The sequence below is a fragment of the Litorimonas sp. RW-G-Af-16 genome, from assembly GCF_048319245.1.
Classification (GTDB): Bacteria; Pseudomonadota; Alphaproteobacteria; order Caulobacterales; family Maricaulaceae; genus Litorimonas.
Genome location: NZ_CP166993.1, coordinates 811723 through 826634 on the forward strand (window position 1 = coordinate 811723; position 14912 = coordinate 826634).

11 protein-coding genes and 1 pseudogene are annotated in these 14912 nt (G+C 53.4%); 10 read left to right on the top strand and 2 right to left on the bottom strand.

Going from position 1 to position 14912, the window contains the following annotated elements; genetic code table 11:
• Nucleotide 1 precedes the first annotated feature (1 nt).
• The 9 genes and pseudogenes from nuoN to AB8615_RS04075 all read left to right on the top strand — a co-directional run bounded on the left by nuoN (nucleotide 2) and on the right by AB8615_RS04075 (nucleotide 8893).
• Nucleotides 2-1438: an NADH-quinone oxidoreductase subunit NuoN gene (gene nuoN, locus AB8615_RS04035; RefSeq protein ID WP_409433654.1), complete on the top strand. Its 1437-nt coding sequence runs from the start codon at nucleotides 2-4 to the stop codon at nucleotides 1436-1438.
• A gap of 8 nt (nucleotides 1439-1446) precedes the next feature.
• Entirely contained in the window at nucleotides 1447-2205 is a 759-nt protein-coding gene (locus tag AB8615_RS04040) for a biotin--[acetyl-CoA-carboxylase] ligase (RefSeq protein WP_409433655.1), read from the top strand.
• Nucleotides 2186-2956, top strand: coding sequence for a type III pantothenate kinase (locus AB8615_RS04045; RefSeq protein WP_418153132.1), 771 nt, complete (start codon nucleotides 2186-2188; stop codon nucleotides 2954-2956). Before AB8615_RS04040 ends, AB8615_RS04045 begins: the two co-directional genes overlap by 20 nt.
• 23 nt (nucleotides 2957-2979) lie before the next feature.
• A complete protein-coding gene (locus tag AB8615_RS04050) occupies nucleotides 2980-4698 on the top strand; it encodes a ribonuclease J (protein WP_409433656.1) in 1719 nt (572 codons plus the stop codon).
• Nucleotides 4699-4722: 24 nt separating this feature from the next.
• The gene (gene mce / locus AB8615_RS04055; protein WP_409433657.1) at nucleotides 4723-5157 is read left to right on the top strand and encodes a methylmalonyl-CoA epimerase; all 435 of its coding nucleotides are present in this window, start codon (nucleotides 4723-4725) and stop codon (nucleotides 5155-5157) included.
• Complete coding sequence (locus AB8615_RS04060) at nucleotides 5158-5424, top strand: DUF1467 family protein (protein ID WP_409433658.1); 267 nt, start codon at nucleotides 5158-5160, stop codon at nucleotides 5422-5424.
• 110 nt (nucleotides 5425-5534) lie between these two features.
• Nucleotides 5535-6858: pseudogene (gene proS, locus AB8615_RS04065) on the top strand (proline--tRNA ligase).
• 57 nt (nucleotides 6859-6915) lie between these two features.
• A complete protein-coding gene (locus tag AB8615_RS04070; protein WP_409433660.1) occupies nucleotides 6916-8175 on the top strand; it encodes an ABC transporter permease in 1260 nt (419 codons plus the stop codon).
• 7 nt (nucleotides 8176-8182) lie between these two features.
• Complete coding sequence (locus AB8615_RS04075; protein ID WP_409434125.1) at nucleotides 8183-8893, top strand: ABC transporter ATP-binding protein; 711 nt, start codon at nucleotides 8183-8185, stop codon at nucleotides 8891-8893.
• Here AB8615_RS04075 and AB8615_RS04080 read toward each other — a convergent pair.
• The gene (locus AB8615_RS04080; RefSeq protein WP_418153134.1) at nucleotides 8849-9235 is read right to left on the bottom strand and encodes an amino acid permease; all 387 of its coding nucleotides are present in this window, start codon (nucleotides 9233-9235) and stop codon (nucleotides 8849-8851) included. The two genes, AB8615_RS04075 and AB8615_RS04080, sit on opposite strands and share 45 nt — an antisense overlap.
• A gap of 316 nt (nucleotides 9236-9551) precedes the next feature.
• Between AB8615_RS04080 and dnaE the strand changes: the two genes are divergently transcribed.
• Nucleotides 9552-12992 (top strand): DNA polymerase III subunit alpha, encoded by a 3441-nt coding sequence (gene dnaE, locus AB8615_RS04085; protein ID WP_409433661.1) that lies wholly within the window; start codon nucleotides 9552-9554, stop codon nucleotides 12990-12992.
• Nucleotides 12993-13117: 125 nt separating this feature from the next.
• On the opposite strand, the gene AB8615_RS04090 is transcribed toward dnaE, so the two are convergent.
• The gene (locus tag AB8615_RS04090) at nucleotides 13118-14590 is read right to left on the bottom strand and encodes an amidohydrolase family protein (RefSeq protein WP_418152757.1); all 1473 of its coding nucleotides are present in this window, start codon (nucleotides 14588-14590) and stop codon (nucleotides 13118-13120) included.
• Between the last annotated feature and the right edge of the window lie 322 nt (nucleotides 14591-14912).

Below are 14912 nucleotides of genomic sequence, written 5' to 3' on the forward strand. Positions count from 1 at the left end.
CATGTTGCAAACACTGTCACTCATGGCGCCGCAGCTCGTTCTGGCAATCCTCGCTACGACTTTGTTGCTGGCAGGGGTCAAAAAAGATACGAACCGCGCGCCGGCCATCCGCTGGATCACGATCGGGATTCTGATCGTCTACGCTCTGATTGGGTTCTTGCTCGGCAAGCCTCAAGGCGAGAGCTTCCAAGGGCTGCTGCGGGTTGATGATTTCACGCATTATATTAATGCGATTATGGGCCTATCAGCTGCCGCCGCTCTCATGCTCAACAAAGATTACTTTGAACGCGAACGCCTTGACCGGTTCGAGTTCTCAGTCCTAACGCTTTATGCCGTGCTAGGCATGTCGATCATGGCATCAGCGAACAATTTGCTGTCTATGTATGTCGGTCTCGAAATGCAGTCCCTCGCGCTATATATTATGGCCGCGTTTAACCGCGATAGCTTGCGTGCATCCGAAGCGGGCCTCAAATATTTCGTGCTAGGGGCGATTTCGTCGGGGCTTCTGCTCTACGGCGCGTCTATGGTTTATGGCTTTACCGGCTCGCTCGAATATCCCCAAATTGCGGCGTCAATCGCGGAGAATGGGGCGACTTCTGGCGTCGTCGCGGGCATGGTGTTCCTCCTCTGTGGTTTGGCGTTCAAGATATCGGCCGCCCCGTTCCATATGTGGACACCTGATGTGTATGAAGGCGCGCCAACGCCTGTGACAGGGTTCTTTGCCGCCGCGCCAAAGCTCGCCGCGATGGCCGTGATTACGCGTCTTCTGGTCGGCCCCTTCGGCGATATTCCTGGACAATGGCAGCAAGTCATTATCACGCTGTCTGTGCTATCCATGTTTGTCGGCGCGATTGGCGCGTTAGTGCAGACGAATATCAAGCGCCTGATGGCTTATTCTTCGATTGCGAATATGGGCTACGCGCTCGTCCCGCTGGCGGCTGGCACAGTTGCGGGCGTCAAAGGCATGTTGATCTTTATGACCATCTACGTCGTCACAGTTATTGGTGTGTTCGCTGCAATCCTTCAAATGCGTATCCGCAACGGTATGGTCGAACAAATTTCTGATCTGGGTGGTCTGTCCAAGACGAACCGTCCATTGGCTATGATCATCACGATCTTGATGTTCTCGCTGATGGGGATTCCGCCATTGCTCGGCTTTTTTGGTAAAGTCTTTGCCTTTACGCCAGCGTTTGAAGCAGGTCTCGTGCCTCTCGCCATCTTGGCCTTGATCGCCTCTGTGATCAGCGCGTTCTATTATCTGCGCGTTATCAAAACGATGTGGTTTGACGATGTGGCGAACGAATTTGTGGAAGCGCCAAAGTCCCTCAAGGCTCTGGTCTTGATCTCTGCCCTGATCATCTTCCCGCTCTTTATGCTGCCGTTTACATCGATCCCTATTCAAGAGGTGATCGGCAAAGCGGCGGCGGCGCTGTTTTAGGCCCGCGCTTGCAATTCTTTGAATTTGATAGCCTTGGTTCGACCAATGCTAAGGCAATCGAGCTATTCCAAGCAGGGGAGCGTGGCCCGTTCTGGGTGAGGGCGGATGTCCAAACAGCAGGGCGCGGGCGCCGCGGCCGCGACTGGTCATCGCCGCGCGGCAATCTCTACGCGAGCGCGCTCTACGAATTTGACGGCCCGCCGCAAGACGCTGCCCAACTCAGCTTCGTCGCCAGCGTGGCGCTCGCAAAAACATTTGAGAGCTACGCCCTCCGCCAAGCTCCCATTCTGAAATGGCCCAATGACGTCTTGCTGGGCGGCGCAAAAATCAGCGGGATACTCCTCGAAAATATTGGCGGGGCCGTCATTGTCGGGATCGGTGTCAACTTAACCTCCCACCCCGAAAACACACCCTATCCCGCTACGCATTTACTAGCGCATATCACACCCGAAGCCCTCAATGATCCCGAGCCGATTTTCACTGGCGCAGCCCCATTTCTCGCTCTTCTCGCCAAGCATTTTGACGATGGATTTACGGCTTTCAAAACCCAAGGCTTTGCGCCTATTCACAGCGCATGGCGCGCGCGGGCGACCAATATTCCGGGCCCTGTCACGGTCAATCTGGACGACGAGACATTTCGCGGCACAGCGTCCGACCTGCGCGCGGATGGAGCATTGCGCGTGACACTGGATAATGGCACGGTACGGGACGTCTATGCAGGCGATGTCTTCTTTGGAGAAAATGCGAATAATGCTTCTAGCGATTGATAGCGGAAATACGAATACGCTCTTTGCGATTCATGACGGCAAAAACTGGGTCGGGGAGTGGCGGATCGGCACGGATGCCACGCGAACAGCGGATGAATTTGCGGTCTGGTTCTATCAACTTATGAATATGGCGGGACTTGATTTTAAAGAGATCACGGATTGCGTCATTTCGACTGTGGTGCCGCAAAGCCTGTTTAACATGCGCAACCTCGCGCGGCGACATATGGGCGTCGAGCCAATTATCATTGGCGAAGAGGGCGTGGAAATCGGGATTGGTGTGCGTATTGATCAGCCGCAGCAAGTGGGCGCTGACCGCCTTGTCAATGCACTCGGCGCCGTCACAAAATATAAAGGCCCGCTCATCATCATTGATAGCGGCACGGCGACGACTTTCGATATCGTGTCGGCAGATCGCCATTTCGAAGGCGGCGTTATTGCGCCTGGCATCAACCTATCTATGCGCGCCCTGCACGAAGCGGCAGCGCAGCTCCCGCGGATTGAGATTAAAAAGCCAGATCATGTGGTCGGCAAAGATACAGTGTCGGCGATGCAATCGGGTGTCTTCTGGGGCTATATCGGTCTGATCGACGGGTTAGTATGGCAGATCCGCAAAGAAGACGGCCGCGACTTTACGGTGATCGGCACGGGCGGTGTTGCGTCATTGTTCGAAGGATCATCTGAGACAATTACGCACTATGACTCGCAACTGACGATTGACGGTCTATATGAAGTCTGGCGCTTGAATAAATGAGTCGAACTCAATGATCGGACAGCATGGCTAAATCCAAACGTAAAACACAATCCAAGCCTGACGAACTCGTCTTTCTCCCACTTGGCGGGTCTGGCGAGATTGGGATGAATCTGAACCTGTTTGGCTTCGGGCCAGAACATGACCGCAAATGGGTTATTGTCGATATTGGCGTCACCTTCGGCGATAGCGAAACGCCTGGCATTGACATCATCATGCCCGATATTGAATTTATCGAACAGCAGCGGGAGAACTTGCTCGGCATCGTCCTAACCCATGCGCATGAAGACCATATGGGCGCGCTGGGCCGCCTCTGGCCGCGCCTGAAATGCCCCGTCTATGCCACGCCGTTTACGATGTATTTGGTCAAAGATCGTCTCGCAGAATTTGGCCTGACGGGCGAAGTTGATCTGCGAGAAGTGCCGCTCAAGGGCAGCTTTGACTTGGGACCGTTCACCTTTGATCTGATTACGCTGACCCATTCCATACCAGAGCCGAACGCGCTTGCCATTCGCACGCCGCTTGGCACGATCTTGCACACGGGCGATTGGAAAATCGATGAAGCTCCACAAATTGGTGAGGCTGTCGATGAGGCAGCCCTGCGTGATCTGGGTAAAGAGGGCGTGCTCGCCATGATTTGCGACAGCACCAATGTCTTCTCGCCCGGCGAAGCTGGCTCGGAAGAGGGGGTGCGGGAAGAACTGACGCGACTGATCAAAGAATATGAGGGCGTAGGAGTCGCGGTTGCGAGTTTTGCGTCGAATGTCGCGCGCATGGAATCCGTGATGATGGCGGCGAAAGAAAATGACCGTTCGATCTGTCTCGTTGGGCGATCGATGAAACGCATGACGGCGGCGGCGAAGTCCGTCGGCTTGCTTCAAGACGTGGGGCATTTTGTCGATGAAGACGAGGCCCGCTCTATGCCCGCTGCGCATTTGCTCTATCTCTGCACAGGTAGCCAAGGTGAACCCCGTGCGGCGCTGTCTCGGATTGCGTCAGGGGAGCATCGCAATGTGAAATTTCACGAAGGTGACGTTGTCATCTTTAGCTCCAAGATTATCCCTGGAAATGACAAGGGCATCTTCGCGCTTCAAAACGCGCTGGCTGATGACGGTGTCGAGATCGTGACGGAGAAAATGCGGCCGATCCATGTGTCGGGCCACCCTTGCCGTGACGAGCTGACCCGCATGTATGATTGGGTGCAGCCGCAAATCGCGATCCCTGTTCACGGCGAGCGGCGGCACTTGCTCGAACACGCCAAACTGGCCCGTTCGCTCGGCGTCAAAAAAGCGCTCGCGCCGCGCAATGGTGAAATGATCTTGCTAGCGTCTGAAGACGAGAGCGCGAAGGTGCCGCAAGTCGTGGATATTGTCGTCTCAGGTCGCCTGCACCAAGACGGATCTGCGATTGTGTCTGATCGCGATGAAGGCCTGCGTTTGCGCAAGAAAATGGCCTATGCAGGGCATGTGTCTGTAAGCGTTGTGATTGACGGTAAAGGCCGTATCGTCGCTGGCCCCGAACCGCGTATCAGTGGCTTCCCCGAAGGCGAGAAAGGCGAAATACTCGACGTCTTGCTCGACATGGTCGCCGACGAGGCGGAAGACGCGATTGACAATATGAAGCCCCGCGCGCGGCAGGATGAAGACGTTGTGGAAGATAAAATCCGTAGTAAAGTCAAACGCCTTGTCCGGGAAAAAACAGGTAAACGAACTATCGTTGAGGTCGTTGCGCACCGCGTAAAATAGGCCGCGCAATAGGAGTGTGAGATCATGAGTAAAGACAATTTCCTCGGCCCCCTAAACCACGTTGGCATCGCCGTGCCAGATATTGACGCGGCGATTGCGATGTACCGCGATGTCTTTGGCGTGACCGATATTACCGAGCCGAAAGACCTGCCGCCGCAAGGCGTGTCTTACGCCTTCGTCAACCTTCCCAGCGGGCAGATCGAATTGATCACGCCTTACGGAGATATGTCGCCGATCAGCAAATTTCTCAAAAATAATCCCAAAGGCGGACAGCACCATATCTGCTTTGAGGTTGATGATATTCACGCTGCGAGTCTGCTCATGGCGGAGCGAGGGATGCGGGTCTTGAATGAACCGCGTATTGGGGCGCACGGCACACCTGTCGTCTTTCTCCATCCCGGCGATTCTGGGGGTGTGCTGATAGAGTTGATGGAAACGCCTAAGGATGGAGGCCACTAAATGGGTCCGTTTTCTGGCTTGGTTGTCTTTCTTATCATCTGGTGGACCGTGTTGTTCACCGTGCTGCCGCGCAATATTCGTGGACAGGCGGAGGAGGGCGAGATCGTCGAAGGGACGGAACCTGGCGCCCCTGTCGAGGCCAATATTAAAGCGAAGTTTATTCTGACTACTAAAATTTCAGTCGTCTTGTGGGTGATTGCTTGCGGCGTAATTATCTCAGGCGTTGTTGATTGGTCCATGTTTGGGGAATTTTTCGCCCGTCGATAGACGGTAATCTCTCAAAAAATTCACGCCTCAAGCGAAACCCGTGCTTGTCGCTGCACAGCGCAGGCGCTAAGCCCGTTACACGAAACACGACCAGAAAAGAGTATCCCTCCATGCGCCTCTCGCAATATTTCCTGCCTGTCCTCAAAGAGACCCCGGCGGACGCCACCATTGCCTCGCACCGCTTTATGCTGCGGGCAGGGATGGTCAAGCAAGACAGTGCGGGTATCTATATCTGGCTGCCGCTCGGCTATAAAGTTCTGCGCAAGATCGAACAGATCGTCCGTGAGGAGCAGAACAAAATTGGCGCAGTTGAAATGCTCATGCCGACGATCCAATCCGCCAACCATTGGAAAGAGACGGGGCGTTACGATGCCTACGGCCCTGAAATGCTGCGCATCACAGATCGCGGAGATCGCGAATTGCTCTACGGGCCGACCAATGAAGACATGATCACGGACATGTTCCGGTCCTATGTGCGCTCCTACAAAGACTTGCCGCAAAACCTCTATCATATTCAGTGGAAATTCCGCGATGAGCGTCGAGCCGCGCTTCGGCGTGATGCGTGGGCGTGAATTCCTGATGAAGGATGCCTATAGCTTCGACATTTCGCCAGAGGCCGCACGGGTGAGTTATAACAAGCACTTCGTCGCCTACCTCAACACCTATGCCCGCATGGGACTAAAGGCTATACCAATGCGCGCGGATACAGGCCCGATTGGTGGTGATCTGTCTCACGAATTTCTGATCCTTGCAGAGACGGGCGAGAGCGAAGTGTTCTGCCATAAAGACCTTGTTGATATGCCGCCTCCTGGTGTTGTCGACACAGATGCAGGGCGACAAGCCGTGTTCGACGAACGCACCGCGCTCTACGCGGCGACTGACGAAATGCACGACGCTGAGGCGTTTGCGAAGCTGCCAGCGGACAAACAGCTCTCAGCGCGCGGGATCGAAGTGGGTCACATCTTCTATTTCGGTGATAAGTATTCCAAGCCGATGAACGCAGTCGTCGCAGGGCCAGACGGCAAAGATCATCCTGTCATGATGGGCAGTTACGGCGTCGGTGTCTCCCGCCTCGTCGGCGGCATCATCGAGGCCAGCCACGATGATGACGGCATTATCTGGCCCAAAGCCGTTGCGCCGTTCGGGGCAGGGATCATCAATCTCAAGACTGGCGACGAAGCCGCAGACGCAGCGTGCGAAGACCTCTACGCTAAATTAACCGCAGCAGGCATCGACCCTCTCTACGACGATAAAGATGATCGCGGCGGGCAGAAATTCGCGCGCATGGACTTGATTGGTTTGCCATATCAAATCGTTGTTGGGCCTCGGGGGCTCAAGAACGGCGTGGTCGAAGTGAAGACCCGCGCGACGGGCGAAAAGCAGGAAATGACGCCAGATGCCGCGATTGCGTTTATCATGGCTGAGTTCGAATAATTGCGCAGCGTCGCTGATAACGCACCCTTAAAGGGTGGGCAGAATAAGCCCTTCGGCATGATTGAGCGCATGGTTGCGATGCGCTATCTGCGTGCGAAGAAAACGCAAGGCGGGGTCGGGTTGATCGCTGCGATTTCCTTTACTTGTATCATGCTCGCGATTGCGGCGATGATCATTATCATGTCGATTATGAACGGATTTCGGTCGGAGATGATCCGCCTGACGATTGGCAGTGAAGGGCATATGTATGTTGCCTCCGCTGCCCCGTCCCCTTCGCCAGAGAGCATGATTGCGATGGAACAAAGGCTTGCTGCCGTGCCAGGAGTCGACGAAGCCTATCAATTCACGCAACACTATACAGGCGTCCAAGCGAACGGGCAGTTCGGCCTCGCGCAAGTCATTGGTATTCGCCCGCAAAACCTGCGCAGTTATGAGCTAATCTCGCAAAAAATTGTCGAGGGCAGCTTGGACGGCTTTGGCCAAGGGGCGGGTGCGAACCACCAGATTGCGATGGGGCAGCGCTTGGCGGCGTCACTTGGCTTGTCTGCGGGCGATCGCTTGACGATATTCTCGCCCAGAACCCGCGCTACGCCTTTTGCTGGGCCGATGCCGATCACGAAGACCTACACAGTCGGCGCCGTATTTGAGATCGGGATTTTACAAACGGACCAGACTTATATCTTCATGGACTTTGACCAAGCCACACTTTTGTTCGAAGGGGGTAAGGTGACAGGCGAAGTTCAAATCCGCCTCAATGATGCGGATGACATTAACAAACTTTACGAGCCGATCAGTAATGCAGCGGAGCAACCCGTCTTTATCTCGACGTGGAAAGATAAGAACGCGTCTGTCGCCACCGCGCTGCGGACTGAGCAAATCGCCATGCGTTTTATCTTTATGATCGTGGTAATCATTGCCGCGTTCCCCGTGCTGGCCTCTATGATTATGTTGGTGAAAAATAAGTCAAAAGACATTGCCATTTTGCGCACGATTGGCGCGACGCAGGGCGGTATTTTGCGGATATTCCTGATGAGCGGGGCGATGATCGGGATACTCGGCACGCTGGCAGGGCTGATCATTGGTATCTTGTTCTGCCTAAATATCGGCACGGTGCAAAGCACGATTGAGTTCGTCTGCCGCTGCGAATTATTCCCAGCTGACGTCTATCAACTCTCCAGCGGTATTCCTGCCAAGATCGTTTGGTCAGAGGTCGCGGGCGTGGCGTTTTGGGGCTTCTTAATCTCTGCCGCTGCAACATTCTTGCCCGCGATCAGCGCCTCGCGCGTGGACCCTGTGGATGCTCTACGTTATGAATAGTGCGCCGATGAATAAGCGACCCATATTGTCTGTGCGCAATCTGCACCGAACTTACCAATCGGGGGAAGGTATCTTGACTGTGCTGGCGGGCGCAGATGTTGATATTTTTCCAGGCGAAATGGTCGGCCTGATCGGCCCGAGTGGCTCTGGCAAATCAACGCTTCTGCACGCGGCTGGACTGCTTGAAAAACCTGATGCGGGCGAAGTCTATATCAATGGCCGCGAGTGCCTGAAATTGCCTGATGACGAGCGCACGCAAATCCGACGCGACACGATCGGGATGGTCTATCAATTCCATCACTTGCAAAAAGAGTTCTCCGCGTTGGAGAATATCATGATCCCGCAAATGATTGCGGGGAAGAATACCAAGCGCTCTCAACAAGAGGCGTCGCGGCTTCTCGCGATTATGGGCCTGACCGAACGATCTACGCATAAGCCAAGCCAAATGTCGGGCGGGGAGCAGCAGCGTGTCGCGATTGCCCGCGCTCTGGCGAACAAGCCCCAAATTCTGCTGGCGGACGAGCCGACGGGGAACCTTGACCCTGCGACCTCTGCGGCGGTCTTCCAAAGCCTGTTCGATCTGACCCGCCAAGAGGGCGTGTCGGCCCTAGTCGCGACCCATAATATGGCGCTGACACAATATATGGACCGCGTTTTGACGGTCAAAGATGGTCTAATCGTGCCCTATGTCCGCTCTGCGACCGCGCCGACTTACTAGGTAGAATACTGCGCCTGCCGCGATAATGCCTGCTGCAAATAACACTTTGGCGGGTTCATGTGTCGCGACATAGAATAGCGTGAATCCCGTAATCGCGAGGTAGACCAGCGGCACGACGGGATACCCCCATGCATGATAAGGTCGCGCTAAGTCTGGCTCTCGCCAGCGCAGGATAAACAAGCCCATCACCGCCAAGAAACTATTGAGCGCCAGCAGCGCCCCCGCGAACACCACGATAAACTCAAATGTCGCAGTTAGGATGAACGCTAACGCGACCACGCTCTGAAATAAGATCGCATTACCCGGCATATCCTTCGCATTCACGCGCCCCAAAAAGCCCAGCGCGGGGAAAAGTGGGTGTTCATATTTCCGCTATGGCGCGATGGGTGGCGGGGTGTCTAGTGGATAATCGTCTTGCGCGCCCTGTGGATAAGTTTCTGCAAAACCCTGTGAATTAGGGCTTGACGAATAGAACAAAAGCAGAACATAATACCCTATACACAGATAATATAAGGGTAGACCATGACCAAGCAAATCGTGACTGACATAACATCTGCAGCTGTCCTCGCAGGATTCGTGGCTGTAATGACAATGTGGATGATGGTGATCGGGGGCTAATCCTCCTCCAAATGTAACCTAAAGAAGGTGGAGACGCTCTATGGCCAGCCCTGTTTTCGTCCACCTTCGTATGCGTACCCCATATTCCATGTTGGAGGGTGCGCTTAAAATTAGTGAAACCGCCGACCGCGCCGCCTCTTGGGGCATGCCGGCTCTGGCCATGACTGACACCAATAATATGTGCGCCGCTCTCGAATTTTCAGAGACTGTCGCGAAGGCAGGTGTGCAGCCAATTATCGGCGTAACCTTATCGCTAGATTTAGAAGGGGCGCGCCAGCCCGGGCAAATTCACAAAGAGCCGGACGGGACACTTGTCCTGCTCGCCCAAAACGAGGTCGGTTATGCCAACCTCATGGCGCTGTCCTCTTCCGCGTTTTTGGATGTTGAGGCAACGGATGTCCCGCATGTGCGCGTGTCCAAGCTGGCGGAGCATAGTGAGGGACTGATCGCGCTGACGGGCGGGCCTGACGGAGTTCTCAATCAGTTCATTATGCGCGGCCAAGACGGGGAAGCGCTGGCATGGTTGGAGCAGCTAAAGACGCTTTACCCTGATCGTTTATATGTCGAATTGCAGCGCCACCTCCGTCCGAACGAACCCAAGGTCGAAGCGGCCTTGCTAGATTTGGCCTATGGGCACGATCTGCCGATTGTTGCAACGAATGAACCCTATTTCCTCTCACCTGAAATGTATCAGGCCCATGACGCTTTGCTGGCCATGTCCGAAAGCTCATATATACTTGAGACAGATCGGCGGAAGCTGACGCTGCATCATTACTTCAAATCATCCGAACAGATGGCGGAGTTGTTTAGCGACTTGCCAGAAGCCATTGAAAATACATTAGAAATTTCACAGCGCTGTGCCTTTAGGTCACCGCCGCGCGCGCCTATTCTACCCAATTTTGGCGACGGATCATCGTCCGAGGGCGAGCTTTTATCGCGGGAAGCGCATAAGGGATTGGAGGTACGGCTGGCGAAAATAGAGCTGGCGACGACCCGTGAAGAGTATGTCGAGCGCTTGGAATTTGAGCTGAATGTCATCACGCAGATGGGCTTTCCGGGTTACTTCCTGATCGTTGCGGATTTTATTCAATGGGCGAAAGAGCGCGGAATTCCTGTCGGGCCAGGGCGGGGCTCGGGCGCGGGGTCTGTCGTCGCGTGGGCGCTGACAATTACCGATCTAGACCCCTTGCGTTACGGCCTGCTGTTCGAGCGCTTTCTCAATCCCGAACGTGTGTCCATGCCTGATTTCGATATTGATTTCTGCCAAGAACGTCGCGGCGAAGTCATCAACTATGTGCGCGATAAATACGGTGCAGGCCAAGTCGCGATGATCATCACATTCGGGACATTGCAAGCCCGCGCGGTTGTGCGCGATGTTGGCCGCGTCATGCAAATGCCGTTGGGCCAGGTCGACCGCCTCGCCAAACTCGTCCCGTCTAACCCCGCCAACCCCGTAAGCCTTGAACAAGCGATAGGCATGGAGAAAGGGCTGCGCGAAGCCCGCGACGCCGAACCCGCTGTGCGGCAATTACTCGATACTGCGTTACAACTCGAAGGGCTCTACCGTAACGCGTCGACCCACGCGGCGGGTGTCGTGATCGGCGACCGTCCATTGACGGAGTTGGTGCCGCTTTACCGCGATCCCCGTTCCGACATTCCCGCCACACAATTTTCGATGAAATACGTCGAAAAAGCAGGGCTGGTGAAGTTTGACTTTCTAGGCTTGAAAACGCTGACGGTGATTGATCGCTGTCTGAAATACTTGGCTAAACAGGGCAAGCTTGTGGATTTGGAGACATTGTCGACGGACGATGTTGAGGCCTATAAGCCCCTGCATGATGCATTATCGGCGGGCGTGTTTCAGCTTGAGAGTTCGGGCATGCGGGACGTCCTGCGCAAGATGCGGCCTGAGAGTTTGGAGGAGTTAACCGCTCTGATCTCGCTCTACCGTCCGGGGCCGATGAAAAACATACCGGATTATATTGACCGGAAATTCGGTGTGCAGAAAATTACCTATCCGCATCCCTCGCTGGAGGGCATCCTCAAAGAGACTTACGGCATTATTATCTACCAAGAGCAGGTGATGGAGATTGCCAAAACGCTATCGGGCTTCTCGCTCGGCGATGCGGATTTGCTCCGTCGCGCTATGGGCAAAAAAGACCAAGCGGAAATGAACCGCCAGAAGTCAAAATTCATTGATGGTGCGCGTGAGCGGGGCGTGGATGAGCGTCAAGCAGCGGATATTTTTGAGCTTGTGAACGAATTTGCGGGCTACGGCTTTAACAAATCTCACGCGGCCGCTTACGCCATGATTTCTTTCCGCACGGCCTATTTAAAAGCCAAGCATCCCGTCGAATTTATTGCGGCGATCATGAGCCTTGATCTGAATAATGTCGAAAAACTCGCGCAGTTTTACCAAGAAGCAAAGCGAATGGAACTGACTATCATGCCGCCTTGCATCAATCGCTCTATGGCGGATTTCGATGTGGCGGATGGAACTGTTTTATATGCGCTGGGCGCGTTGAAGAATGTCGGACTGGAAGCGATGAAACATCTGGTCGAGGTGCGGGAGAAGGGCGGGCCATTCGAAAGTGTCTACGATTTCGCCCGCCGCGTGGACATGCGCATGGTCAATAAGCGCGCGATTGAAAACCTCGCCCGTAGCGGGGCCTTTGACTGCGTAGAACCAAATCGCGCGACTGTGCTGGCCTCGGCTTCGACCTTGCAGAATATCGGCGTCCTGGCCGCCAAAGAACGCGAGAGCCAGCAAAATAGCCTTTTTGGCGGCGATGACATGGCGATCTCTGATCCTGATCTGACACATGTGTCGCCGTGGGGTAATATCGAGCAGTTGGATCACGAGTTGGGGGCAGTTGGGTTTTACCTCGGCGGGCACCCGTTGGAAGGGCACTTGGACGGCTTGAAAAATATCACCTTCGCCGAAGACCTGGAGGGCAAGGCGGGGCGCTACCTCTATATGGCAGGCGTTGTGCGCAAGCGCCAAGAGCGTGTGTCCAAGCGCGGAAAACGCTTTGCCTTTGTCAATATTTCTGACCCGACAGGGGAATATGAAGTCCTGTTTTCCGAGGCAATCCTGACAGAAAAACGCGACATTCTCGGCGCGGGGACCCTTGTGAAAGTAAAGGTCAAAGCGGAAGCTGGCGACGGCGATATTCGTTTGTTCGCGGAGGCCGCCGAAGTATTGAATACGGACCAGACAGCCGTTGCGGCGAAACCAAAGGGCCTAAAAATCCGTCTCCGTAACGCCACCATCGAAACGCTGGACGAGCTACAAAACACGCTCAACACAATGAAATCCGCCAAGCACGAAACCGAAGGTTTTATCGAGATCGCGGCCCCGATTGGCGCCAATCGTGTCGCCGAATGGCGTCTAGACGGCCGCTGGGCAATCGACCCCGCCTTCCAGAAAGCCCTCAAAGCCCACCGCGCGATCGAAACGATTGTGGAGGTGGCAGCTTAGGGGTTCGAGTGTCTGCTCTGGGGGCGAAGCGGACGTTAGGTGAGTGTCTTAAAACGCCCAAAGAAAGATACTCATCATCAACCAGTTCCTTTACGAAAGCGGGGGTAGCGCAAATCTATAATTTGCTAATGATTGCTGACTTCCGAGGCTTCATATTCTCCTGCTATAACCTTATATGCAGCATTCATTACTCTGGAGTATAAGGCTCCTCTGAAGTGCTTGTCGAACTTCTCGACTGCCGCATCCACATCCTTGCGGGAGTAAACTCGACCATCAACTATTGCATAGTCCCAATTTTTAATGGTGGCTAAGTCATGTCTAGGATTGTTTTTAAATAATAAAATGTCAGCGTAAGCGCCAGTAGCAATTTGGCCTATTTTCCCCGGGTCAATGTGTTTTCCATTCACATGAGTGGCGGCTTGCAAGGCTTTTTCATTTGAGCCTAAGGCTTGTGACATTATTTCAAGTTGCTGGTGCATCGCTTCACCTGGTATCACATAGGGCATGATAACGTCGGTTCCAACTAAGACATCAATGCCGCTTTCATTCGCTTTTCGAATGAATGAAAGAGCATAAGCTCGGGCTTCTAACTCGGTCTGTATTTCAGCCTCTGTTTCAGGGTGGGATACGATAGAAGGCCATGCGATTTCCCAAAATTCGGGTAAGTGTTTGAACCCCTCTGATGGCGGAAAACGCTCTATATCTGAAACGGTTAACCTCGACATTAGGTTGGCATTTGTCGGTAGGAACGAAATATTATTCATAACCATCACATTCAATACGTCATTAATATCACTTTCGGTCATGTCGATAAGGTCTTGATTCTTATAGGCCCGCCCTATCGGCGCGGGCTTTATTAGGTAGGGAATGCCCGTATAGTGCTGGCTTTCAAAGTTTTTGATGTCACCAAAGGATATAGAATTAGGTGTATGACCTATAAGTGGCAGACCAATTAGGTTGGCTTCTTCAGAAACACCTTGGAAAGCATCCGGAGATAAATTCCCATATACTTTGATACAATCCACACCTTGACTAGCATGTTTAGCAACTGTGCGCTTGCCGTCTTCGGCGCTTTCTACAAGAATTGCTCCAGGCACACTTGGCGGATCACCATCTAGAATGCGCCCACAGCGGTACATTCGCGGACCAGCAAGTTTTCCCGACTCAATGCGTCTGATTAGTTTTGGAAGATCGTCATCGAACTGACCCAAATCTCTTACAGCGGTAACTCCGTTCTGGAGGTAGAGTAATGAAAATAGCTCCCGATTACCTATAGCAATGCTGGGCGGCGTGTGGATATGTGCATCAATCAATCCTGGCATTGCGTAGCACCCCGTACAAATTGAACCACTCACATCTGATTTAGACGGCTCAATGTTGGTGATAATACCATCTGAAATTTCAAGGGTTTGCCCAGAAACAAAATCTAATCCGGGGTTCCAGATTGTCAGGTTTGATAATATCAGATCAGTTTTTTCTGGTATGATCAGTTTGGGAGGCTGGATAGTGAAATAGAGAAAACTCAAACCCGCAAAAAGAGCTACAATTAAACTCGATGAAATTGTTAGAAATTTCCGTAATCGCAGGGTTTTGAACATCAAATCCGTATTACACACTTATATGTTTCAGACAATTAGCTTTCTGTATGCAATAGCGTCCGCTGCTAACATACAACCTCCAAAAATCGCTGAAACTAAGCCGCTCGCTAACGTCCCCTTTGAGGATAATTCAGACATATACTATAGCTAAATATCCTCGAAATTTTAAACGCTTCCAAAGCTTTTGACATGTGCTTTGTTCGCCTCCGCAAAAACCCCTTGCAATCCACGCTCGCCGCGCTATACGCCGCGCTTAACTCGCGTGTAGGTGCTGGGGTTCGTCATATAGGCGTCTCTCAATTCCGGTGGGATAGCGGAATAA

Bases quoted from the DNA above. Each gene is read 5' to 3' on its own strand.
- dnaE (WP_409433661.1), top strand. From the start codon at position 9,552: ATGGCCAGCCCTGTTTTCGTCCACCTTCGTATGCGTACCCCATATTCC.
- AB8615_RS04075 (WP_409434125.1), top strand. From the start codon at position 8,183: ATGAATAAGCGACCCATATTGTCTGTGCGCAATCTGCACCGAACTTAC.
- AB8615_RS04050 (WP_409433656.1), top strand. From the start codon at position 2,980: ATGGCTAAATCCAAACGTAAAACACAATCCAAGCCTGACGAACTCGTC.
- mce (WP_409433657.1), top strand. From the start codon at position 4,723: ATGAGTAAAGACAATTTCCTCGGCCCCCTAAACCACGTTGGCATCGCC.
- AB8615_RS04090 (WP_418152757.1), bottom strand. From the start codon at position 14,590: ATGTTCAAAACCCTGCGATTACGGAAATTTCTAACAATTTCATCGAGT.
- AB8615_RS04060 (WP_409433658.1), top strand. From the start codon at position 5,158: ATGGGTCCGTTTTCTGGCTTGGTTGTCTTTCTTATCATCTGGTGGACC.
- nuoN (WP_409433654.1), top strand. From the start codon at position 2: ATGTTGCAAACACTGTCACTCATGGCGCCGCAGCTCGTTCTGGCAATC.
- AB8615_RS04070 (WP_409433660.1), top strand. From the start codon at position 6,916: ATGATTGAGCGCATGGTTGCGATGCGCTATCTGCGTGCGAAGAAAACG.